Consider the following 21,843-nt stretch of genomic DNA (forward strand, 5'->3'; position numbering starts at 1 on the left):
AAGCGCAAGGCCCGGAAGCACCAGCCAGATCATGCGTTGTTTCCCTTCGGCTCGCCCGCACCCAACGCCTCGTTGAGGCTGCGCCAGACCGTGTAGCCGCTGACCAGCGCAAAGCTGTAAAGACCGACCAACCCGCCCGCATAGCTGTACCAGAGCGGTATCTGAAGGATCAGTGAGGTCTCGCCAAAGCCGCGTTTGTCCACCAGCCCGTCGCCAAGCTGCCGGGCCAGCACCACCACCGCCACTGTCAGCACAAGGTTCATGATGACCGCGATCACGGCCATGCCCCGTTCGCCCAGCGCCGAGACGAAGATATCCACGGTCACATGCCCGCGCGTATATTGTGCCCAGGCCAGAAAGCAGAAGATCGCCATGCCCGCGCCGATCGAGACAATTTCGAAATCGCCGGGGATCGGCCCCACCTTCCCCACAAAGGCCCAGCCGGAACGCGACAGCGCGCGCCCGATGATGGAGACCACCGCGACCAGCATCACCGCCGTCAGGATCACCCCGCCCAGCACCGCCAGCGCATTGGCAAAACGCCCGATCCAGATCCCGACAAAGGCCTCCGCCTCGGGCAGAATGGCGCGGCTGGGCGCGGGTTTGCGAGGGGCACCGGCGCCGGTCATTGGCAATCTCTCATCTCAGGGGTTTCCCGGGCTTGGCAGGTCCAGATATCTTGCGGCGGGGCGGGGGGCTGGCCGCGCGGACCAACATCTCCGGCCCGGGGCCGGGTGATGCCGGGGCGCGCGCGCACAGGCACGCCCCGGCAATGGCGCGGCTCAGCGCGCCTCTTCTTCTTCGAGAAGGGCTTCGAAATCGGCGATCAGGGCAGCACCGTCGATGCCGCGCTCATTCATCTCGACGATCCAGCCGTCACGCACCGGCGCCGCTGCAGCGCGCCATGCATCCAGCGCCTCGCCCTCAACGGTGATGATGGTGTTGCCACGCTCTTCAGCGATGGCGCGCGCCGGGGCGTCAGCGTCGTGCATCACGCGGCCCACCCAGCCCGAGGTCTCGATCCCGGAGTTGGCATCAATCACCGCGCGCAGGTCTTCGGGCAGCGCCTCATAGCTGTCGGGGTTCATGCCGAAAATGAAGAAAGTGGTATAGAGCGAACGATCACCGCCAAATTCTGTATGCGTATCAACAAGTTCGGCCACGCGCAGCGAGGTCGTCACCTCCCACGGGATCACCGTGCCCTCGATCACGTTGCGCGACAATGCCTCGGGCACCTGCGGCACGGGCATGCCGACGGCAGTGCCGCCCAGCGCCTCGATCAGCCGGGTCACCAGCCGGGTGGGGCCGCGCACCGTGCGCCCCTGCATATCGTCCGGGGTTTCAATCGCCGGGCTGCGCATATGCATCTGGCCGGGGCCGTGGACATGCATGGCGATCGGGCGCACGCCTTCGAATTCATCCTGCATATGCATCTCATAGAAACGCCATGCAGCCCGCGACGTGGCCTCGGCATCGCCGCCGATGAACGGCAGGTCAAGCACTTCGGCACGCAGGAAGCGGCCTGGCGTGTAGCCCGTCAGCGTCCAGACGATATCAACGACGCCATCGCGCGCCTGATCGAACAGCGAAGGCGGTCCGCCCCCCAGCGACATGGCCGGATACACCTCGACCGCAATGCGGCCGTCGGATTCCTCCATCACCTTCTGTGCCCAGGGTTCGATGAATTGCGACGGTACGGGGGCCTGCGCGGGCAGGAAATGGTGCACGCGCAGCGTGACCTCCTGCGCGGCGGCACCGGAGACCCCCATCGCACCCGCCAGCGCGGCTGACAGAATCAGTTTCTTGAACATTTTATCCTCCCTTTTTTGCCATGGAAGCAGCCTCCCCGGACCGCCCTTTCATTGCAAACGCAACAATATCTGGCCTTTAATGCGAGTCAAGTCCTCATGTTTCGCAGGGCGCGCCGCCGCATGCGGCCCTGCCCTGTCTAGCGCAAAGAGGGCACAAAGGTCTTGAGGATAATCACCAGATCAAAGCAAAATCCCTGATGGGCCTGATAGATCAGGTCCAGCCGCGCCTTGCGCGGAATGCAGGCGCGGCAATAGATTGCGTCGGTCTCGGCGGCTGAGCGCGATCTGGCCAGAAGCCAGTGTTCGTGCCGGTTGAAATGCACCGTGGCAAGCCCGGTGATACCCGGGCGCGCGCGCAGCACCTGCGCGTAAACATCGGGAAACCGCTCGACATACTGGCGCAACGGCGGGCGCGGCCCGACCGCAGAGATATCGCCGCGAAACAGGTTGAACAGCTGCGGCAGCTCGTCCAGCCGGGTGCGGCGCAGGAAAGCGCCGGTCCGGGTGATACGGTCGGCCTTGTCGCCGCCCGACACGCCACTGTCATTCGGGTCAGGGCGCATGGTGCGGAACTTGTAGAAGCGGAAGCCCTGCGTCGGCGTCTTCATCCGCTCGCCCGAATGAAACACCGGCCCGCCGTCGATCAGCAGAATCAACACCGCGATCACCGCGATGACCGGCAGCACGATGACAGACAGCACACAGGCCGTGAACAGGTCAAAGAGGCGTTTTTGCGGGGTCATGTGGGGGTCCGGCAGTCTTTCCATTGCGCCGCAATCGTTGCGGCGGTGCTTTCAGCGTCATCAAAGGGCACCAGCGCGGCAAGCGCGCGGCAATCAAGGGTGAAACGCGCCACCGCCGAGGGGGGCGCGGGCTGCCAGCGCCAGTCCAGCCCGGCGGCGCTGGCCAGATCGGTCATGGCAACCGGCACCGGCGCGGCGATGTTGAGGGTTTCCGGCAGCGGGCCCGGCGCGCAGGCCAGCGCGCGCAGAACGCGCGCCAGACTGCCCGGCCCGATATACGACCGCACGGGGCCGCCCCCGTCCGCGAAACGGTCAATCGCCAGCGGCCCACCAGCCCTGAGCAAAAGCGCATCTGCCCCGGCGACATTGCCGATGCGCAGGCAACACACCTCCAGCCCGCGCGCGCGCCAAAGGGTGCAGGCAGCCTCTGCCGCCGCCTTCGCCTCGCCATAGGGTGTGGTGGGTTGCGCCGGATCGCTCTCACCCCAGGGTTGCGCGCGCCCGCCGCCATAAACCGCCGAGGAAGAGGTCACCAGCACCCGCCCGATCCCTGCCGCCAGCGCCGCCGCAAGGCAGGCCTCGGTCAGCGGGCGGTTGAGCGACAAATCGCGCCCGGTGCCCGGTGTTGCACCGGCGAGCACCAGCATGGCGCGCGGCGCCCCGTGGCGCTGCACCCGGTCGATGAGCGGCGCCGCGCCCTCCAGCGGTGACCAGCGCAACTCGTCCAGCCCTTGCGTCAACGCCGCATCGCCCCGGCGCTGCAACAGGACAGGCACACCGCTTCGCGCCCAGCCCGCCGCCAGCAACCTGCCGACGCGGCCACTGGCCCCGGTAACAACAAGATCATGCTGGCGTCGCTGTTCGGCTTGCATGGCGCTTTCATGCCATGCCCTGCCGGGCAACGCCAGCAGCCCCGTTTCAGCACGCGCCCCTCCGCCGGATAAAGTTTGACTGGCCGGTCGGCTTATGTAACTGATTCATCCTGTTGCCGCCTTCGGGCGCGCAGATCAGGGGGGAAACCGAGCATGGATATCAGCGCCGCCCCGGCGGCTTCCCTGCCCTCGCGGGCCGGGCGCCCATGGCCATGACACCGCAAGCCCGCGCCGAAGCCAGCGCCCGTGCGATGTGGGAACGCGACGCCGCCTCACAGGGGCTGGGCATGTCCTTGGATGCCATAGCACCCGGCGCGGCAACCCTTTCCATGACGGTGACCGGGGCCATGACCAACGGCCACAAGACCTGCCACGGCGGCTTTATCTTCACGCTGGCCGACAGCGCCTTTGCCTTCGCCTGCAACAGCTACAACCAGAATACCGTCGCGCAGATGGCCTCGGTCACCTTCCTTGCCCCGGCCTTTGCCGGTGACCGGCTGACAGCGCAGGCGCATGAGGTGGCCCGCAGCGGGCGCTCAGGGATCTATGACATCCGGGTCACCAATGCTTCCGGCGCACAGATCGCCGAATTCCGCGGCCATTCGCGCACCATCAAGGGCAGCCATTTCCCAGAACCGGAAACTGAACCGGAAACCGGACCGGAAACCGAAACCTGACACCGAACCCCAACCGCATGAGACCAGAGCCATGGAAGACCTCTCCCCCCGCCCCGGCGATCTGGAACCGATCGAAACCGCCTCACGCGATGAAATCACCGCGCTGCAACTGGAGCGCATGAAATGGTCGCTGCGCCATGCCTATGACAATTCGCCCTTCTACCGCGCGCGCTTCGATGCACATGGCGTGCACCCGGATGATCTGAACGCTCCGTCCGATCTGGCGAAATTCCCCTTCACGCAAAAGACCGATCTGCGCGACACCTACCCTTTCGGCATGTTCGCCACCCCGCGCGAACAACTGGTGCGGCTGCATGCGTCCTCCGGCACCACGGGCAAGCCGACGGTGGTGGGCTACACAAAGCGCGATATCGACACCTGGGCGCATCTGGTAGCGCGCTCGATGCGGGCCTCGGGCGCGCGGGCGGGTGATATGGTGCATGTGGCCTATGGCTACGGGCTGTTCACCGGGGGGCTGGGCGCGCATTACGGGGCCGAAAGGCTGGGTTGCACCGTGGTGCCGGTTTCGGGCGGGATGACCGAGCGGCAGGTGACCCTGATCACCGATTTCAAACCGCGCGTGATCATGGTCACGCCCAGCTACATGCTGTCGATCCTCGATGAACTCCGCCGCGTGGGGATCGATCCGCGCGAAACCTCGCTGGCCGTGGGTATCTTTGGCGCCGAGCCCTGGACCAACGCCATGCGCGGCGAAATCGAGGAGGCGTTTGATATGCACGCCGTTGATATCTACGGCCTGAGCGAGGTGATGGGGCCGGGTGTGGCCAATGAATGCGTGGAAACCAAGGACGGGCTGCATCTGTGGGAAGATCATTTCTACCCTGAAATCATCGACCCGCAAACCGGCGCGGTGCTGCCCGATGGCGAAATGGGCGAGCTGGTCTTCACCACGCTGACCAAGGAAGGCCTGCCGATCATCCGCTACCGCACCCGCGACCTGACGCGGCTGCTGCCCGGCACCGCCCGCTCGATGCGGCGGATGGAGAAAATCACCGGGCGCTCGGATGACATGATTATCCTGCGCGGGGTCAATGTCTTCCCCACCCAGATCGAGGAGCAGATCCTGAAATGCGCAGGCCTCGCGCCGCATTTCCAGATCGAACTGACGCGCGAAGGGCGGATGGACGCCATGACCGTCCATGCCGAGGCGACGCCCGCCGCCGCCGCTGACGCCGCGCGTCAGGCCTCCGGCAAGGAACTGGCGCATCACATCAAAAGCGTGATCGGCATTTCGGCGCGCATCCATATCCACCAGCCCGGCGGCGCGCCGCGCTCCGAAGGCAAGGCCCGGCGCCTCGTCGACAACCGCCCGACTGCGGGCTGAGCGCCTTTCATCTTGCCCCAAATACGCCGGGGGGTGAGGGCCGCAGGCCCGAGGGGGGCAGCGCCCCCCTGCCCCACTTCCCCATCGCCGCGCAGCGACAGACCCGCCGTGCCATCCACGAACAGCCCCCATGGCCCGCAACCCGCACCGCTGATCGGCTTTCATGCGTGGGCGGCGACCTGCCGCCGCTTTGACGACCTGCCTGATTCTGAACGGAATTCGCGGCTTTCCCTGACAGCCCCGCCGGGTTGAGGCTGGCTTTGCAAAGCGTTTTTTGTTATTTCTGCCGGCAACAAGAAAAACACGCAGTACAAAGTACAGGCAGTTCATGGGCAGGAATCCGGGTTTTCGCGGCGTATATGCCGTGGCGTGGTCGCAGACCGAGCTGGGCGAAGAACGCGCGCTGCCGCCGGAGTTCATGTCGGTCGGCATGTCCTGGGCCTGGCGGGGCCGGGCGTGGCGGTTGGACAAGGGGCCTGAAACGCTGTGGCTGGACCGCCCGCTGGAACCCGCCGATCCGCGTGGGCGGGCGCGCGAGCGGATACGGCGGATGAAGGGGCTGGTGCAGATATCGGTGCAGCACGCCACGCCCGCGCCGGTGTTCGCCGCCCGGCCCGATCCCACCGAAGCGACCGCCCATCTGTATGCTGACACCGGCCTGCCGCCGGACAGCTTTGTGCTGACCGATGGCGAGCGGCTGTATCACGCACGCCTGTTGCGCCAGCCCGGCCGCCTGCTGGCCGTGTTCGACCCGCTGATGCCGCCGCCGGGGCGCATGCTGTGGGTCAGCGCCTTCAACCCCGCGCCCGCGACGCCCACCGCACCCGGGCCACGCGCCGGGGTGATCTGCTTTCTGCCCGGCACGCGGATCGACACCGTCGAGGGGTCGCGCCCGGTCGAGATGCTGGCCCCCGGCGACCGGGTGCTGACGCGCGACAACGGGCCGCAGCCGGTGGTCTGGCGGGGTGCCACGCAACTGACGGGGGCTGAGCTGTATCTGCATCCGCATCTGCGCCCGGTCCGCATCCGCGCGGGCGCGCTGGGTACTGTTCAGGGCAGTATTGAGCGTACAGGCCGGCCTGATGCCGACCTGCTGGTCTCGCCCGGGCACCGGCTTTTACTGGGCGGGGCCGGTGATGCCTTCGGCACGCCCGAGGTTCTGGTCGCCGCCGCGGATCTGGAGGACGGGCGCCTGATCCGGCGTGATTTCGCACCCGCGGCGGTGACCTATGTGCATCTGATGTTCGCCCGCCATGAGATCATCACCGCCAATGGCCTGCCCTGCGAAAGCTTCCACCCGGCGCTGGCCGATGCCGGGGTGCTGAAATGGCACGCCCGCGCGCTGGAGCGCGCCGCGCCCGGGCTTCTGAACGACCCTGAGCGCTTTGGCCCCGCCGCGCGGCGCTGCCTTGACCGGGGCGAGGCGCGGATATTGCTGCATGCGGCGGCGCAGGCCGCGTAGGCGCGGACCGTCTGTGCCTTTTGCTGCTGTGGAAGCGGGGGTTTCACACCCCCGCACCCCCGTGGCGTATTTCCGGCAAGATGAAGGGGCGGCAAGATGAAGGGGCGGAAAATTGAAGGGATGCCGGGCGCGGGATGCGGTTGACTCTGACGCGCGGTGGCGTATAAGCCGCCCGTCCCGGGTGCTCGCCCGGGGTTTTCATTGGTGTTGGTGGGCCCCGCAAGGGGAAGCCTGTCGCCGGGGCGACCCGGAAAGGACAACGCCCTATCGTTCTGGGCAGATGCGGGCCGGAAACCACGGCGGGAATGAGCGGCACAGAGCTGTTCGAGACCCGAAAAGTGGGAACCGGTTTTCGGAAAAGCCGAGAAAGCATAAACGAATAGGAGATCAGCGATGACCAAACGCACCGCTGCCAAATACAAGCTTGACCGCCGCATGGGCGAAAACATCTGGGGCCGCGCCAAATCGCCGGTCAACCGCCGCGAATACGGCCCCGGCCAGCACGGCCAGCGTCGCAAGCAGAAGCTGTCGGATTTCGGCACCCAGCTGCGCGCCAAGCAGAAGCTGAAGGGCTATTACGGCGATCTGACCGAGAAGCAGTTCAAGCGCATCTATGCCGAAGCCGCCCGCGTCAAGGGTGACACCGGCGAGAACCTTGTCGGTCTGCTGGAGCGCCGTCTGGATGCGGTCATCTACCGCGCCAAGTTCGTACCCACCATTTTCGCCGCGCGCCAGTTCGTCAATCACGGCCATATCACCGTCAACGGTGGCCGCGTGAACATCGCCTCCTACCGGGTCAAGGAAGGCGACGTGATCGCTGTTCGCGACCGCTCGAAGCAGCTGGCTATCGTGCTGGAATCGGTTGGCCTGACCGAGCGTGACGTGCCCGATTACATGGAAGTTGACCATTCCAAACTGACCGCCACCTTTGTGCGCACCCCCTCGCTGGCGGATGTGCCCTATGCGGTTCAGATGGAGCCCAACCTCGTCGTCGAATATTACGCCAAGAACTGATCCGGCACCGGCCTGACGGTTTCTTGCACGATTGCGGGCCGCGCCGGGGAAACCGGGCGCGGCCTTTTTCTATGTCCGGCCCCCGGGGCGCGGCTTTTCTGGCAACGGCCCCGGCGCGGGCCAAGGAGGGACTATGAGCGACGTTATCCGCCCCCAGCCGGGCATCATGGAGATCGCGCTTTACGAGGGCGGCAAGGCCAAGCTTGACGGCCATGCCGAGGTGCTGAAACTCAGCTCGAACGAGAACCCGCTGGGCGCAGGCCCTGCAGCGCTGGATGCGTTGCGCGGGCTGGTCAGCGGCAACGGCGGCGCCGCGCTGCATCGCTACCCCTCCACCGACCATGCCGGGCTGCGCACCGCCATTGCCGAAACCCACGGGCTGGACCCTGAGCGCGTGATCTGCGGTGTGGGCTCGGACGAGGTCATCGCTTTTCTGTGCCAGGCCTATGCCGGGCCGGGCGATGAGGTGCTTTACAGCGAATACGGCTTCCTGATGTACCGGATTTCGGCGCTGGGGGCCGGGGCCACCCCGGTCGTTGCCTCTGAGGCCGAGCGCCACACCGATGTCGATGCCCTCCTGGCCGCCGCCACGGAACGCACGCGGCTGGTGTTCGTGGCCAACCCCAACAACCCGACCGGCACCATGATCCCTATGTCCGAGATCGAGCGGCTGGCCGAGGGGCTGCCCCCGCAGGCGCTTCTGGTGCTGGATGGCGCCTATGCCGAATATATCGAGGGGTTTGATGGCGGGCTGGCGCTGGTTGAGGCGCGCGCGAATGTGGTGATGACGCGGACCTTGTCGAAAATCTACGGGCTGGGCGGGCTGCGCGTGGGCTGGGGCTATGGCCCGAAAGCCGTGATCGACGTGCTGAACCGGGTGCGCGGGCCGTTCAACCTGTCGGCCATGCAGCAGGATATCGCCAGCGCCGCGCTGCGCGATCAGGGCCATGTCGAACGCTCGCGCGCCGTGAATGCCGAGGCGCGGCGCTGGCTGACCGATGCCCTGCGCACCGCCGGTGCGGATGTTGATGAAAGCGCGGGCAACTTCGTTCTGGCCCGCTTTGACAGCCCGCAAACCGCCGATGCGGTGGACGCGGCGCTGCAGGCCGACGGCATCCTGGTGCGCAAGATGGGCGGCTATTGCATGCCTCACGCGCTGCGCATCACCGTTGGCACCATGCCGGATTGCCAGCGTCTGGCTGCGGTCATCGCCCGCGCCCTGGGATCGGGGCAATGAGCCCGATCTATGACAAGGTGGCACTGATCGGGCTGGGGCTGATCGCGGGCTCCATGGCGCATGCGATGCGCAGGAAGGGGCTGGCGGGCACGATCGCGGGCCACGCGCGCACCGCTGAAACCCGCGAGGCGGCGCAGAAGATCGGGCTGGTCGATACCGTCCATGCCAGCGCCGCCGAGGCCGTTCAGGATGCCGATCTGGTGGTGCTGGCGGTGCCGGTGGGCGCGATGGAGGCGGTCGCGCGCGAAATCGCGCCGCATCTCAAGCCCGGCTGCACGGTAACCGATGTCGGTTCGGTCAAGCAGGCGGTGATCGAGGCCGTGGCGCCGCATCTGCCCGAAGGCGTGCATTTCATCCCCGGCCATCCGCTGGCCGGGACCGAGCATTCCGGCCCCTATTCGGGCTTTGCCACGCTCTTTGAAAACCGCTGGTGGCTGATCACGCCGCTGCCCGAGGCCGATGCCGATGCCACGGCGCGGCTGCGCGCCCTGTGCGAGGGGATGGGCGCGAATGTCGATGAAATGGACGCCGCGCATCATGATCTTGTGCTGGCGGTTGTGTCGCACACACCGCATCTGATCGCCTATACGATGGTGGGTGTGGCAGACCATCTGCGCCGGGTTTCGCAGTCTGAGGTGATCAAGTATTCGGCCTCGGGCTTCCGGGATTTCACGCGGATTGCGGCCTCGGATCCGACGATGTGGCGCGATGTGTTCCTGACCAACAAGGAAGCCACGCTGGATATTCTGGGCCGCTTCACGGAGGAGCTGTTCATGCTGCAGCGCGCGATCCGCATGGGTGACGGCGAGCAGCTTCATGACTATTTCAGCCGCACCCGGGCCATCCGGCGCGGGATCATCGAGGCCGGGCAGGATACGGCGGCACCGGATTTCGGGCGCAGCAAGGTAACCTGACGTGGCATCGTGGCGCAACTGGGCAGGAGGGATCGGGCTGGCGTTGCTGGCCACTGCCGCCGTGGCGCAGGCGCCGGAACGCTCGCAGCGCCCCCCGCCGCGCCCCGTGGCCGGGGCCGCGCCGGCCATCGTTGAGGCCACCCGCCCCGGCACTGTCGCGGGCATACGCATGGACCGCTCAGGCGCGCTGTTGCGCTCCCCCTTGCCGGTGGCGCGACCGGAATTTGACAGCGTGCAGCTGCCCGAAAGCATGATCCCCACCGGATTGCGGCGCGGCGAAGCGGCAGCGGGCGCCGTCACGGGCGAGACCATCGCGGCGCTGCAGCGGGAGGCGACGCCGGATCTGCGCGCTGCGCCCCCGGAAGCAGAGCCCGCACAGCCGCCCGAAGCACAGGTTGAGCCGCCAAGCGCGGCGACAACCGAACCGCCAAGCGTGGCGCAGCCCGAAGCGCAGCCGGAGGCTGAGACCACAGCCGATGCCGAACCCGCACTGGAAGCGGTCACGCTCAGCCCCTATGCTCCCGCGCTGAGCCCGCGCCCGCAGCGGCGCAGCGCCGCCGCCTATACCCGCCATGCCGAGGCGGTCCGCCGCCGGGCGGCGCAGCCCGCGCCGACCACTGTTGCCGCGGGCGGAAGCAGCAGCGGTGGTGGTGTCACCGGCAGGCCGGCAGCCGGGCTCTGCGGCGTCAGCACACTTGAGGGCCAGCCCATGGCGCGCGTCACCTCTGCCGTGCAGGGCTGCGGCATAGCCGAGCCGGTGAGCGTGACCGCGGTTGCAGGCATCCGCCTGTCGCAGCCCGCGACACTGGAATGCGACACCGCGCGCGCTTTTGACCGCTGGGTGCGGCAGGTCATGCTGCCTGCGATGGGCAACGCGGGCGGCGGCGTCACGCAGATCAGGGTTGCCGCGCATTACACTTGCCGCCCGCGCAACAACCGTGCCGGGGCGCGGGTTTCGGAACATGGGCGGGGCCGGGCGATTGATGTCGCCGGCTTCCGGCTGGCCAACGGGCAAACGGTGATGGTGCTGAGCGACTGGCCACGCGGCCCCTATCGCAACGCCCTGCGGCAGATGCATACCAATGCCTGCGGCATATTCCGCACCACGCTTGGCCCCGGCTCGGACGGGCACCACGAAGATCATTTCCACTACGACATGGCCATGCGCGGCAATAACAGCACCTATTGCCGCTAGACCCTGCCGCGCAAAAGGTGGAGCCGGTTTTTCGCTTCCCTGACATATGAAAACAACAGGTTACCTGTTCAGCAGGGCCATAATTTCATCGCGATGCTGATCGCGCGCGGGGATATCACCCGGCTTTGCCGCCCGGCCATCAAAGCGCGGTGCGGGCGAGGGCTGCAACAGATCGCCCGTGGCCCAGCTTACGCGCGCTGCCATATGCGGGTCGCGCGCGGCCTCGAACGGGCTCAGCACCGGGGCCACACAAGCATCCGATCCGGCAAAGAGCGCCGTCCAGTGATCACGCGGGCGGGTGGTGAACAGGGCCTCCAGCCGCCCGGCCAGCGCGGGCCACAATTCGCGGTCATACTGGCGCGCGAAATCGGCATCCTTCTCAAGGCCCAGCAGGCGCAGGAAGGCCGTGTAGAACTTCGGCTCAAGGCATTGCACCGACATCCAGCCGCCATCGGCGCACAGGTAGCTGCGCGACCAATGCGCCCCGTCAAGCAGGCTTTGCCCGCGTGCCAGCTGGAACATGCCCGATGGCAGCATCGAGGCCACCAGCGCCATCATATGCGCCGAGCCGTCAACGATGGCCGCATCCACCACCGTGCCCTGCCCGGTGCGCCCGGCGCGCAACAGCCCCGCCAGCATCCCCGCCACCAGATACATCGCCCCGCCGCCGATATCGCCCACCAGCGTGGGCGGGGTCTGCGGTGGCTGACCGGGCGGCGATGCATACCAGAGCGCGCCTGAGAGGGCAATATAGTTAAGGTCATGCCCGGCCTCTGCCGCGCGCGGGCCGCTCTGCCCCCAGCCCGTCATCCGCCCGTAAACCAGCGCGGGGCGCAGCGCGTGGCACGCATCCGGCCCCAGCCCCAGCCGCTCCATCACGCCCGGGCGCATCCCCTCGATCAGCCCGTCGGCGGTGGCGATCAACGCCTTGACCACCGCCAGATCATCGTCTGATTTGAGATCCAGCGCGATGGTGCGCTTGCCCCGGTCCAGCAGGTTCGGCCCTTCCATGCCCGGCAGTGACGGCCCCTCAGGGCGCTGAATGCAGATCACATCAGCCCCCATATCGGCCAGCCACATGGCGGCAAAGGGCCCCGGCCCGATCCCCTCGATCTCGATGATCCGCAAACCTTCCAGCACTCTCAGCTCCCTCTCCACGCGCCCCGTCCCTCCAGCACCTGCCGCAGCAGCGCGGGGCGGTCGGTCATCAACCCGTCCACGCCCATATCCAGCAGGCGCACCATGGCATCGGCTTCATTCACGGTCCAGACCTGTACCAGAACCCCGGCGCGGTGCGCGGCGCGCACAAAGCGGCGGGTGACAACGCGCGCGCCCCGGTAATGCTCCGGCACCTGCACCACCGGGAACCCCGCCAGTGGCACCGGCAGCCCCCAGCCGCGCAGCCACAGGCCCAGCACCGCCCCATGCGCGGGCGACCAGCAAAGCCGCTCGCCCAGCAAGGCCCGGAGCCCGGTAATGCGCGCCGGCCGGAAAGAGCCCGTGCCGATCCGCTCCAGCACCCCCATGCGCCGGATCAGTGCCGCCAGGGGCTCAACCACCGCGTCCGATTTGGCCTCGATATTGATGAACAGCGCCGGATGTTCCTCAAGCAGCGCATCCAGCCGGGGAATCGCGGCACCGCGATGGGTGCGGATGCCGCTCAGCTCGCGCCAGCTCAGTTCGGCGATGGCGCGCGGGTCGCCGGTCATGCGCTCAAGCGTGGGGTCATGGTGCACCACCACCACCCCGTCGCGCGTAGCATGCACATCCAGCTCGACATGGGTGTAACCCAGCGCAACCGCATGGGCAAAGGCGGGCAGCGTGTTTTCCTCACCCTCCAGCGAACCGCCGCGATGGGCAATCGCGGTCGGGCGCGGGTGATCAAGAAACGGAAAGCGATGGGTCATGGCGTATCATGCGACTTTCTGCCGGTCTGTCGAGGGGCGCGTGGGGCGCTTCACTTCCGTTCCCGTCCGCGTTACTCAGGTGCACGAAGGAGTGCTGCCCATGTCAACCATCCTCGACCGTATCAAGGCCTACAAGCTGGAAGAAGTTGCCGCCGCCAAAGCAGCGATCCCGCTTGCCGATCTGGAGGGGCTGGCCCGCGCGGCCTCGGCCACGCGCGGCTTTCAGGAGGCACTTCATCAGGCCACGCGCAACGCCTATGGGCTGATTGCCGAGATCAAGAAGGCCAGCCCCTCAAAAGGCCTGATCCGCGCAGATTTCGACCCGCCCGCGCTGGCGCAGGCCTATGCCGCCGGGGGGGCAACCTGCCTGTCGGTCCTGACCGACGCGCCCAGTTTTCAGGGGGCCGACAGCTTTCTGACCGAGGCCCGCGCCGCTGTGACACTGCCCGCCCTGCGCAAGGATTTCCTCTATGATCCCTGGCAGGTGACGCAGTCGCGCGCGCTGGGGGCGGATTGCATTCTGATCATCATGGCCTCGGTCTCGGATGCGCAGGCGACTGAACTGGAAGAGGCCGCGATCAGCTGGGGTATGGATGTGCTGATCGAGGTGCATGACCAGACCGAACTGGAGCGCGCGGTGATGCTCAAATCACCCATGATCGGCATCAACAACCGCAACCTCAACACCTTTGAGGTCACGCTGGACACCACCCGCCAGCTGGCACGCCTTGTGCCCGATGACCGGATGATCGTCTGTGAAAGCGGGCTGAACACGCCCGCTGACCTGTCGGATATGGCGATGTACGGGGCGCGCAGCTTCCTGATCGGCGAAAGCCTCATGCGGCAGGCGGATGTCACCGCCGCCACCCGCGCCCTGCTCGCCAACCCGCTGACCGCCGACGGAGCCTGAACCATGGCCGGTCTGACACATTTTGACGCCGAGGGCCGCGCGCAGATGGTCGATGTCGGCGCCAAGGCGGTAACGGCGCGCACCGCCGTCGCCTGCGCGCATGTGGTGATGAAGGCTGAAACGCTGGCCCATGTCACGCAAGGCACCGCCAAGAAGGGCGATGTGCTGGGCGTGGCGCGGCTGGCCGGGATCATGGCGGCCAAGAAATGCGCTGATCTCATTCCTCTGTGCCATCCCTTGCCGATCACCCATGTCGCGGTTGATCTGGTGGCCGACCCTGCCCTGCCCGGCGTTCGGATCACCGCCGAGGTGCGCACCACCGGCCATACCGGCGTTGAGATGGAGGCGCTGACAGCGGCCTCGGTCGCCGCGCTGACCGTCTATGACATGCTCAAGGCGGTGGAGAAATCCATGACCATCGGCGGCATCGAGGTCATGCGCAAGGAAGGCGGCAAATCCGGCACCTATACCCGCGGGGAGAGCGCATGATCACCGTCGATGAGGCGCTGGCCCGGATCTTTGCGCTGTGCGCGCCGCTGAGCACTGAAAAGGTGCCGCTGGCGCAGGCGGCAGGCCGTGTGCTGGCCGGGCCCGCCCGCGCCCTGCGCGACCAGCCGCCGTTTGCCGCCTCGGCCATGGATGGCTATGCGCTGAGCGGGCCTGCCAGCCCCGGCGACAGCCTGCGCGTGGTGGGCGAGGCGCTGGCAGGTCACGCCTTTTCGGGCCGGATCGCACCGGGCGAGGCGCTGCGCATCTTCACCGGCGCGCCACTGCCCGAAGGGGCCGACCGGGTGGTGATTCAGGAAGATGTCACGCGCACGGATGACCGTATCACCCTGCGCGAAAGCCCTGAGGCGAACAGTCATATCCGCGCTGCCGGGCAGGATTTCCGCGCAGGCGATGTGATGAGCGCCCCGCGCCGCCTGCGCCCGGTCGATGTGGGGCTTCTGGCCTCGATGAACATCGGCGAGGTCAGCGTCACGCGCCGCCCGCTGGTGGCGATCATCGCCACAGGCGACGAGCTGGTGATGCCCGGCGAGGAGCCGCGCCCTGACCAGATTGTGGCCTCCAACAGCTTTGCGATCAAGGCGATGGTGGAGGCCGAGGGTGCCGCCACCCGCCTGCTGCCCATCGCCCGCGATGACGAGGCACGGCTGGGCGCCGTGCTGGAAATGGCGCGCGGGGCGGATGTGATTGTCACCATCGGCGGGGCGTCGGTCGGCGATCATGATCTTGTCGCCGCCACCAGCCAGGGGCTGGGCGCCGAACAGGCGTTCTACAAGATCGCGATGCGCCCCGGCAAACCGCTGATGGCTGGGCGGCTCTTTGAGGGGCTGATGCTGGGGCTGCCCGGCAACCCGGTTTCGGCCATCGTCTGCGCGCATCTCTTTCTGCTGCCCGCGCTGCGTGCTCTGCTGGGGCTGGGCGCATGGCCCGCGCCCACCCGCTCGGCCTCGCTGGCCGAAGAGGTGGCGGCAAACGGGCCGCGCGCGCATTACATGCGCGCCCGGCTTGAACCCGGCGGGCTGATCCGGCCCTTCGCCAATCAGGACAGCGCGCTGTTGGGGGTGCTGAGCGAGGCAGACGCGCTGCTGATCCGCCCCGCCGATGACCCGGCGCGCCCGCAGGGCCATCCGGCGCGCTACATTGCGCTATAGGCGGTTGACTTGCGCGCGGAACATGCGTAGAACTTAAGGTGAACTTTCGGCCACAGGGGGCCGGATCCTCAACCGCCGGGAGAAACGCGCGCATGCTGACCCGAAAGCAGCTTGAATTGCTTGAACTGATCGACACCTGCATGAAGCGCGATGGTGTTCCACCCTCCTTTGACGAAATGAAGGACGCGCTGAACCTGCGCTCCAAATCCGGCATCCACCGGCTGATCACGGCACTGGAAGAGCGTGGCTTCATCCGCCGCCTTGCCCACCGCGCCCGCGCCATCGAAGTGCTGCGCATGCCCGAGAATGTCGAACCGCGCGTGGTTCCCCGGGTGATCGAGGGTGGCGCGCAGGGCCGTGCCGCGCCCGCTGGCGGCAGGGTGGTGCACGCGATGGAGCTGCCGGTCATGGGCCGCATTGCCGCAGGCACCCCGATCGAGGCCATCTCGGAAGTCTCGCATATGATGGCGGTGCCCGGCGCGATGCTGTCCGGGCAAGGCCAGCATTACGCGCTGGAAGTGCGCGGCGATTCGATGATCGAGGCCGGGATCAACGATGGCGATATCGTGGTGATCCGCGAACAGACCACCGCCGACAACGGCGATATCGTTGTTGCGCTGGTCGAAGGGCAGGAAGCGACGCTGAAACGGTTCCGCCGCATGCGCGGCATGATCGCGCTGGAAGCGGCAAACCCGGCCTATGAAACCCGCATTCTGCGCGATGATCAGGTGCAGGTGCAGGGCCGCCTTGTCGGGCTGATCCGCAGCTACTGACCCCGTTTCAGCCGAAGCATGCTCTGGCTGGCCGGGCAAGGGGGCTTTTGCAGCCCCCTCTGGCCTGCGGCCATTCACCCCCGCAGCGTATTTCCGGCAAGATGAAGGAGCGGGCGCGAGGGACTTCGCCACCAGCACGGATTCCTGAAGGAGGGCGGTGGGTCGGTGTCGGCGGGTCCGGGGCCTGTCGCCCGCAAGCGGGGGGACGGGGCACTGCGCCGCCCGCTTTGCGGGTTCCGGAGGGATCGCGGGGCGAAAGCGTCAGCGCTGACGGGTTCAGGGCCTGTCGCCTGCACCTGAGGGGCGCGGGGCGGCGCCAGCCGCTTGAGGGATTCCTGATTCAGCGTGGGGCGGAGGCGTCAGCGCTGACGGGTCCAGGGCCTGTCACCTGCGGCCTGGTGGGCGTGGCGCCAGAGAACCTCGGTACCGTGAAAACTGGCAGCGCGCGCGCCCGTGACCGCCAGCGCGCGTGTATCGATCACCTGACAGCCGCCCGGAACAGGGCCATCCAGCCGGAAATCCACCACGATCACCACCCCGGGGCGGCAATACCTGCTCAGCAGGTCCGGCGCGTGACGCCCGACAAGATGAACCCATTGCGCACCGGCAAAGGAAAAGCCCGCAGCCCCGCCCTCAATGGAATCAAGCCGGGCAGCGGCCTGCGCCTGATCGGCGGCGTCGCCGTCCGACTCCAACCAGTTGCGGGCGACAAAGCCCTCCCCGCGCGGCCGGGTCAATGCCCTGCCCTGCGGGCCAAGAACACCGACCAACGCGCCGGAGTCGGCGATCAGCAATGCCGGGCGCTCGCTCAGCCCCCAACTTCCGATCCCCGCCACCGCAACGAAAACCCCCAGAAAGCGCGCGCGGCCCGGCCAGAGGATCAGCCAGAGGCAACCCAGCGCCAGAACCGGCAGGGTCACTGCCGGAGGTGCAGTGACGCTGCGCACCGCCCCCTCCAGCCCCGCGACGCCATGGGCGACCATCAGTATCCAGCGCGTGCCCGCCTCCATCAGCGCCAGACCGATCCAGTCCAGCCCGACCGGCCAGAGGACGGCGGCCAGAACCGCCGCCGGCATCACCAATGTGCCCATCAACGGCACGCTGAGCAGGTTCGCCACCAGCCCGTATTCAGCGATCCGGTGGAAATGCGCGGCTGCGACCGGCGCCGTGGCCACGCCCGCCACCAGCGAACACAGCGCCACCCCCGCCACCGCGCGCAGCCAGCGCGGCGCGCGCGGCTTCTTTTGCCCGGCCGATGCGCGGTGCCGGCGCATCCAGCCGAAGACCGCCACCAGCGCAACGGTCGCGGCAAAGGACATCTGGAAGCCGGGCGACAGCAGGGCCTCCGGCCGCCAGATCAGGATCACCATAGCCGCCAGCGCGACCGAGCGCAGCGACAGCGCCCGGCGGTCAAACAGAACCGCCCCCAGCATGACCGCCGCCATGACAAAGGCGCGCTGAGTGGCGACATTGCCACCGGACAGCAGCAGGTAGAAAATGGCCGCCGCAAGCGCCCCCAGCGCCGCCCATTTGCGGATTGGCCAGCGCAGGGCCAGAACCGGGATCAGCGCCAGAACCGCACGCAGCGCGCCGTAAACCACGCCGGTCAGAAGCCCCATATGCAGCCCCGAAATGGCCAGCAGATGCGCGAGATTTGAGCGCCTCAGGGCCTCGGTCGTGGCCTGCCCGACGCCGGAGCGGTCGCCGGTGAGAATGGCCGCAACGAAGCCCCCCGGCTCACCGGGCATGGCCGCGCGGATCCCCGCGCTCATCCGCATGCGCAGCCGGGTAATTGCCAGCACCGCACCGGGTGCAGGCGCCTCAAGCGCCAGAACCGGGCTGCGGGTGTAGCCGACAGCGCCCAATTGGTCAAACCAGGCCAGCCTGCGGAAATCAAAGCCGCCGGGTTCCACCGGGCCGCCGGGCGGGCCCAGATGCCCGGTCAGGATCACCCGTGTTCCCGGCACGGGCGCCATTTCCGGCCCCTCACCATGGATCGACACGCGCACCCGCAGCGGAACGCGCGCTACGGCGACGTTGTGCAGCACCACCTGGTCCAGCGTCAGGCGCAGCGCGTCGGAAACCGAGCGGTCCACCGTCACAATCCGCCCCTCCACCGGCCCGTAATAGCGCCAGCCCAGCACAGGGGCGGCGACGGAATGCGCGCGCCAGCCCGCAAGCAACGCCCCGCCAAGGACCAATGCCAGCGCAAGGGCCGGGATGCGCAGGGCCTCAGGCCCTGTCACCGCAAACGCGGCGAGCCCCGCGCAAAGCAGCGCCAGCCCTGCCCAGAGGCGCAGGGGCGGCTCAGACGGCAAAGCGAAATACAGGCCGATCCCCACCGCCAGAAGAACCGGCACAAAAGGAAACAGATGCCCGCGCGCCGCTCCCAGCGCGGCCAGCGGCAGCATCAGGGCCCCGTGCCATGGCCATTGCCGTGGCATCAGGGCCGGAAAGGATGCCGGGCTGCGCACTTGTTCTCGCCTGCGTCATTGCCTAGAGCTTCCGCAAGCCTATCTGCAGAATGCTTTCCGAAAGGTTAACGCCGCATGTCCCATCCCGTTGTCACCCGTTTCGCCCCCTCGCCCACCGGCTTTCTGCACATCGGCGGGGCACGGACGGCGCTGTTCAACTGGCTGTATGCCCGCAGCCGGGGTGGCAAGTTCCTGCTGCGGATCGAGGATACTGACCGCGCGCGCTCAACACCCGAGGCGACCGAGGCAATTCTCAAGGGCCTCACATGGCTGGGGCTGGACTGGGACGGCGAGGCGGTCAGCCAGTTCGAACGCGCCCCCCGCCATGCCGAGGTCGCCCATGAGATGCTGGCGCGCGGCCATGCCTATAAATGCTTCGCAACGCAGGAGGAGATTGAGGCCTTCCGCGAAGCGGCGCGCACCGAGGGGCGCTCGACCCTGTTTCAGAGCCCCTGGCGCGATGCGGACCCCACGCAGCACCCTGATGCGCCCCATGTGATCCGGCTGAAGGCCCCGCACGAGGGCGAGACGGTGATCGAGGATGCGGTTCAGGGCCGGGTGGTGTTCCGAAACGACCAGCTTGACGACATGGTTTGTTTACGTTCCGATGGTACGCCCACCTATATGCTGGCCGTAGTGGTGGATGACCATGACATGGGCGTGACACATATCATTCGTGGCGATGACCACCTCAACAACGCGGCGCGTCAGGTGCAGGTGTATCAGGCGATGGGCTGGCGCGTGCCGGTCTTCGCCCATATCCCGCTGATTCACGGTGAAGATGGCAAGAAACTGTCCAAGCGCCACGGCGCGCTTGGGGTGGAGGATTATCAGCGCATGGGCTACCCGGCCGCCGCGCTGCGGAACTATCTGGCGCGGCTGGGCTGGAGCCATGGGAATGACGAGTTTTTCAGCGATGCAAAGGCGCTGGAATGGTTCGATCTGTCCGGGATCAACCGCGCCCCGGCCCGGCTGGACCTGAAGAAACTGGACCACCTGACAGCGCAGCATTTTTCCGGAATGGATGATGCCGCAACGCTGCAGGAACTGGAACTTTACCTTGCCGCAACCGGGGCTGAACCGCTGTCAGAAACCCAGCGTGAGGGGCTATTGAAAGCCATGCCGCTGGTCAGGGACAAGGCGAAAAGCTTTGGTCAGATCCTTGAAAAGGCGTACTTTATTCTCACTACGCGGCCTTTGGTGCCGGACGAGAAAGCGGCGGCCGCGCTCAGCGATGTATCCCGTGGTATACTGGGCGAATTGACGCCGCAGCTGCAAAATGCTAGCTGGTCGCGTGAGAGACTCGAAGCGATCGTGAGCGCGTGCGCCACAGGGCACGGACTTGGCCTTGGCAAGCTCGCTCAGCCCTTGCGGGCGGCATTGGCCGGGCGCATGGTTTCGCCAAGTGTATTCGACATGATGCTGATTCTGGGACGAGAAGAGACCTTGGCGCGCCTGGCCGATGCCTGCGGCAGTGACACCTGCTGAGTGGGCGCCGAGCCTGGGTCTGCAGACAACATAGCGAGGGAAGCGATGGCTGACACAACGAAAACTGCAACACTGGCGATTGACGGGAAGACGCTGGAACTGCCGATGCTTTCACCGACGCTCGGCCCCGATGTCATCGACATCCGCAAGCTTTATGCGCAGGGCGATGTCTTCACGTTCGATCCCGGCTTCACCTCGACCGCCTCCTGCTCTTCGACGATCACCTATATCGACGGCGACAAGGGCGAGCTTCTGTATCGCGGCTATCCGATCGAACAGCTGGCCGAAAAGTCGCACCATCTTGAGGTCTGCTACCTGCTTCTCTACGGCGAACTGCCCAGCGCGCAGCAGATGATCGACTTTGAAACCCGGGTCACCCGGCATACGATGGTGCATGAACAGATGCACTATTTCTTCCGGGGTTTCCGCCGCGACAGCCACCCGATGGCCACCATGGTGGGTGTCGTCGGAGCGATGTCGGCCTTCTACCATGACTCGGTCGATATCAACGACACCTGGCAGCGTGAGGTTGCCGCGATCCGGATGATCGCCAAGCTGCCGACGATCGCCGCCATGGCCTACAAATATTCAATCGGCCAGCCCTTCGTCTATCCGAAGAACTCGCTCGATTATGCGGGCAATTTCCTGCACATGTGTTTTGCGGTTCCGGCCGAGGAATATGTCGTCGATCCGATCCTCGCCAAGGCGATGGACCGGATCATGATGCTGCATGCCGACCATGAGCAGAACGCCTCCACCTCGACCGTGCGGCTGGCGGGCTCCTCGGGGGCCAACCCCTTTGCCTGCATCGCCGCCGGTATTGCCTGCCTCTGGGGCCCGGCGCATGGCGGCGCAAACCAGGCCTGCCTGGAAATGCTGCGCGAAATCGGCACGGTTGACCGCATCCCCGAATTCATCAAGCGCGCCAAGGACAAGGATGATCCGTTCCGGCTGATGGGCTTCGGGCACCGGGTTTACAAGAATTTCGACCCGCGCGCGAAAGTCATGAAGGAGTCGGCCGACGAGGTTCTGGGGCTTCTGGGGATTGAGAATAACGAGACCCTCGCCGTGGCCAAGGAACTGGAGCGGATTGCGCTTGAAGATGCGTATTTCGTCGAGAAGAAGCTCTATCCGAATGTGGACTTCTATTCGGGCATCATCCTTGAAGCGATGGGTTTCCCGACCTCGATGTTCACGCCGATCTTTGCGCTGTCGCGCACGGTGGGCTGGATTTCGCAGTGGAAAGAGATGATCGCCGATCCGCAGCAGAAGATCGGCCGCCCGCGCCAGCTTTACACCGGCGCACCGCGCCGTGATTACAACGAAGTCGAAACGCGCTGAGGCGCTGATCCGCTTCGCAGCA

Annotated in this window: 20 protein-coding genes; 13 read left to right on the top strand and 7 right to left on the bottom strand. The window is 66.7% G+C overall.

Annotated features, from left to right (window positions below; genetic code table 11):
- Nucleotides 1–29: 29 nt before the first annotated feature.
- From V7Q53_RS09820 to V7Q53_RS09835, 4 genes are all read right to left on the bottom strand, one after another.
- Nucleotides 30–629, bottom strand: coding sequence for a TRAP transporter small permease (locus V7Q53_RS09820; RefSeq protein ID WP_333828361.1), 600 nt, complete (start codon nt 627–629; stop codon nt 30–32).
- Nucleotides 630–782: 153 nt separating this feature from the next.
- On the bottom strand, nt 783–1,811 hold the full coding sequence (locus tag V7Q53_RS09825) for a TRAP transporter substrate-binding protein (protein ID WP_333828362.1): 1,029 nt from the start codon (nt 1,809–1,811) through the stop codon (nt 783–785).
- A 137-nt stretch (nt 1,812–1,948) separates the two neighbouring features.
- Nucleotides 1,949–2,554 carry a sugar transferase gene (locus V7Q53_RS09830; protein ID WP_333828363.1) on the bottom strand — a complete coding sequence of 202 codons (606 nt, stop codon included), beginning with the start codon at nt 2,552–2,554 and terminating at the stop codon, nt 1,949–1,951.
- A complete protein-coding gene (locus tag V7Q53_RS09835) occupies nt 2,551–3,426 on the bottom strand; it encodes an NAD-dependent epimerase/dehydratase family protein (RefSeq protein ID WP_333828364.1) in 876 nt (291 codons plus the stop codon). The genes V7Q53_RS09830 and V7Q53_RS09835 overlap by 4 nt, the downstream gene beginning before the upstream one ends.
- Before the next feature lie 212 nt (nt 3,427–3,638).
- Between V7Q53_RS09835 and paaI the strand changes: the two genes are divergently transcribed.
- The 7 genes from paaI to V7Q53_RS09870 all read left to right on the top strand — a co-directional run bounded on the left by paaI (nt 3,639) and on the right by V7Q53_RS09870 (nt 11,270).
- Nucleotides 3,639–4,103, top strand: coding sequence for a hydroxyphenylacetyl-CoA thioesterase PaaI (gene paaI, locus V7Q53_RS09840; RefSeq protein WP_333828365.1), 465 nt, complete (start codon nt 3,639–3,641; stop codon nt 4,101–4,103).
- 31 nt (nt 4,104–4,134) lie between these two features.
- Nucleotides 4,135–5,448 carry a phenylacetate--CoA ligase PaaK gene (gene paaK, locus V7Q53_RS09845; protein WP_333828366.1) on the top strand — a complete coding sequence of 438 codons (1,314 nt, stop codon included), beginning with the start codon at nt 4,135–4,137 and terminating at the stop codon, nt 5,446–5,448.
- A gap of 328 nt (nt 5,449–5,776) precedes the next feature.
- Complete coding sequence (locus V7Q53_RS09850) at nt 5,777–6,910, top strand: Hint domain-containing protein (protein ID WP_333828367.1); 1,134 nt, start codon at nt 5,777–5,779, stop codon at nt 6,908–6,910.
- 393 nt (nt 6,911–7,303) lie between these two features.
- Nucleotides 7,304–7,924, top strand: coding sequence for a 30S ribosomal protein S4 (gene rpsD, locus V7Q53_RS09855; RefSeq protein ID WP_333828368.1), 621 nt, complete (start codon nt 7,304–7,306; stop codon nt 7,922–7,924).
- Between the two features lie 133 nt (nt 7,925–8,057).
- Entirely contained in the window at nt 8,058–9,161 is a 1,104-nt protein-coding gene (gene hisC, locus V7Q53_RS09860; protein WP_333828369.1) for a histidinol-phosphate transaminase, read from the top strand.
- Nucleotides 9,158–10,075 carry a prephenate/arogenate dehydrogenase family protein gene (locus V7Q53_RS09865; RefSeq protein ID WP_333828370.1) on the top strand — a complete coding sequence of 306 codons (918 nt, stop codon included), beginning with the start codon at nt 9,158–9,160 and terminating at the stop codon, nt 10,073–10,075. Before hisC ends, V7Q53_RS09865 begins: the two co-directional genes overlap by 4 nt.
- Before the next feature lies 1 nt (nt 10,076).
- Nucleotides 10,077–11,270: an extensin family protein gene (locus tag V7Q53_RS09870; RefSeq protein WP_333828371.1), complete on the top strand. Its 1,194-nt coding sequence runs from the start codon at nt 10,077–10,079 to the stop codon at nt 11,268–11,270.
- A gap of 60 nt (nt 11,271–11,330) precedes the next feature.
- On the opposite strand, the gene V7Q53_RS09875 is transcribed toward V7Q53_RS09870, so the two are convergent.
- The gene (locus V7Q53_RS09875; protein ID WP_333828372.1) at nt 11,331–12,410 is read right to left on the bottom strand and encodes a CaiB/BaiF CoA transferase family protein; all 1,080 of its coding nucleotides are present in this window, start codon (nt 12,408–12,410) and stop codon (nt 11,331–11,333) included.
- Nucleotides 12,411–12,412: 2 nt separating this feature from the next.
- Nucleotides 12,413–13,177: a glycerophosphodiester phosphodiesterase gene (locus tag V7Q53_RS09880; protein ID WP_333828373.1), complete on the bottom strand. Its 765-nt coding sequence runs from the start codon at nt 13,175–13,177 to the stop codon at nt 12,413–12,415.
- A 100-nt stretch (nt 13,178–13,277) separates the two neighbouring features.
- On the opposite strand from V7Q53_RS09880, the gene trpC reads away from it, so the two are divergent.
- From trpC to lexA, 4 genes are all read left to right on the top strand, one after another.
- Nucleotides 13,278–14,087, top strand: a complete 810-nt coding sequence (trpC, locus tag V7Q53_RS09885; protein ID WP_333828374.1) for an indole-3-glycerol phosphate synthase TrpC — start codon at nt 13,278–13,280, stop codon at nt 14,085–14,087.
- Between the two features lie 3 nt (nt 14,088–14,090).
- Nucleotides 14,091–14,576: a cyclic pyranopterin monophosphate synthase MoaC gene (moaC, locus tag V7Q53_RS09890; protein WP_333828375.1), complete on the top strand. Its 486-nt coding sequence runs from the start codon at nt 14,091–14,093 to the stop codon at nt 14,574–14,576.
- Nucleotides 14,573–15,745, top strand: a complete 1,173-nt coding sequence (locus V7Q53_RS09895) for a molybdopterin molybdotransferase MoeA (RefSeq protein WP_333828376.1) — start codon at nt 14,573–14,575, stop codon at nt 15,743–15,745. The genes moaC and V7Q53_RS09895 overlap by 4 nt, the downstream gene beginning before the upstream one ends.
- A 92-nt stretch (nt 15,746–15,837) precedes the next feature.
- Nucleotides 15,838–16,518: a transcriptional repressor LexA gene (gene lexA / locus V7Q53_RS09900; protein ID WP_333828377.1), complete on the top strand. Its 681-nt coding sequence runs from the start codon at nt 15,838–15,840 to the stop codon at nt 16,516–16,518.
- Between the two features lie 359 nt (nt 16,519–16,877).
- Here lexA and V7Q53_RS09905 read toward each other — a convergent pair whose 3' ends face one another.
- A complete protein-coding gene (locus tag V7Q53_RS09905) occupies nt 16,878–18,929 on the bottom strand; it encodes a ComEC/Rec2 family competence protein (RefSeq protein WP_333828378.1) in 2,052 nt (683 codons plus the stop codon).
- A gap of 138 nt (nt 18,930–19,067) precedes the next feature.
- Here V7Q53_RS09905 and gltX point away from each other — a divergent pair, with 138 nt between their 5' ends.
- Nucleotides 19,068–20,480, top strand: a complete 1,413-nt coding sequence (gene gltX / locus V7Q53_RS09910) for a glutamate--tRNA ligase (protein ID WP_333828379.1) — start codon at nt 19,068–19,070, stop codon at nt 20,478–20,480.
- Between the two features lie 45 nt (nt 20,481–20,525).
- Nucleotides 20,526–21,821, top strand: coding sequence for a citrate synthase (gltA, locus tag V7Q53_RS09915; RefSeq protein WP_333828380.1), 1,296 nt, complete (start codon nt 20,526–20,528; stop codon nt 21,819–21,821).
- The last annotated feature ends 22 nt before the right edge of the window (nt 21,822–21,843 follow it).

Source organism: Pararhodobacter sp., from assembly GCF_036802785.1.
GTDB lineage: Bacteria > Pseudomonadota > Alphaproteobacteria > Rhodobacterales > Rhodobacteraceae > Pararhodobacter.

Bases quoted from the DNA above. Each gene is read 5' to 3' on its own strand.
- lexA (WP_333828377.1), top strand. From the start codon at position 15,838: ATGCTGACCCGAAAGCAGCTTGAATTGCTTGAACTGATCGACACCTGC.
- V7Q53_RS09880 (WP_333828373.1), bottom strand. From the start codon at position 13,177: ATGACCCATCGCTTTCCGTTTCTTGATCACCCGCGCCCGACCGCGATT.
- V7Q53_RS09865 (WP_333828370.1), top strand. From the start codon at position 9,158: ATGAGCCCGATCTATGACAAGGTGGCACTGATCGGGCTGGGGCTGATC.
- moaC (WP_333828375.1), top strand. From the start codon at position 14,091: ATGGCCGGTCTGACACATTTTGACGCCGAGGGCCGCGCGCAGATGGTC.
- V7Q53_RS09825 (WP_333828362.1), bottom strand. From the start codon at position 1,811: ATGTTCAAGAAACTGATTCTGTCAGCCGCGCTGGCGGGTGCGATGGGG.
- paaK (WP_333828366.1), top strand. From the start codon at position 4,135: ATGGAAGACCTCTCCCCCCGCCCCGGCGATCTGGAACCGATCGAAACC.
- paaI (WP_333828365.1), top strand. From the start codon at position 3,639: ATGACACCGCAAGCCCGCGCCGAAGCCAGCGCCCGTGCGATGTGGGAA.
- rpsD (WP_333828368.1), top strand. From the start codon at position 7,304: ATGACCAAACGCACCGCTGCCAAATACAAGCTTGACCGCCGCATGGGC.
- V7Q53_RS09895 (WP_333828376.1), top strand. From the start codon at position 14,573: ATGATCACCGTCGATGAGGCGCTGGCCCGGATCTTTGCGCTGTGCGCG.
- hisC (WP_333828369.1), top strand. From the start codon at position 8,058: ATGAGCGACGTTATCCGCCCCCAGCCGGGCATCATGGAGATCGCGCTT.
- V7Q53_RS09830 (WP_333828363.1), bottom strand. From the start codon at position 2,554: ATGACCCCGCAAAAACGCCTCTTTGACCTGTTCACGGCCTGTGTGCTG.
- V7Q53_RS09905 (WP_333828378.1), bottom strand. From the start codon at position 18,929: ATGCTGCCGCTGGCCGCGCTGGGAGCGGCGCGCGGGCATCTGTTTCCT.
- gltA (WP_333828380.1), top strand. From the start codon at position 20,526: ATGGCTGACACAACGAAAACTGCAACACTGGCGATTGACGGGAAGACG.
- V7Q53_RS09820 (WP_333828361.1), bottom strand. From the start codon at position 629: ATGACCGGCGCCGGTGCCCCTCGCAAACCCGCGCCCAGCCGCGCCATT.
- V7Q53_RS09850 (WP_333828367.1), top strand. From the start codon at position 5,777: ATGGGCAGGAATCCGGGTTTTCGCGGCGTATATGCCGTGGCGTGGTCG.
- trpC (WP_333828374.1), top strand. From the start codon at position 13,278: ATGTCAACCATCCTCGACCGTATCAAGGCCTACAAGCTGGAAGAAGTT.
- V7Q53_RS09835 (WP_333828364.1), bottom strand. From the start codon at position 3,426: ATGCAAGCCGAACAGCGACGCCAGCATGATCTTGTTGTTACCGGGGCC.
- gltX (WP_333828379.1), top strand. From the start codon at position 19,068: ATGTCCCATCCCGTTGTCACCCGTTTCGCCCCCTCGCCCACCGGCTTT.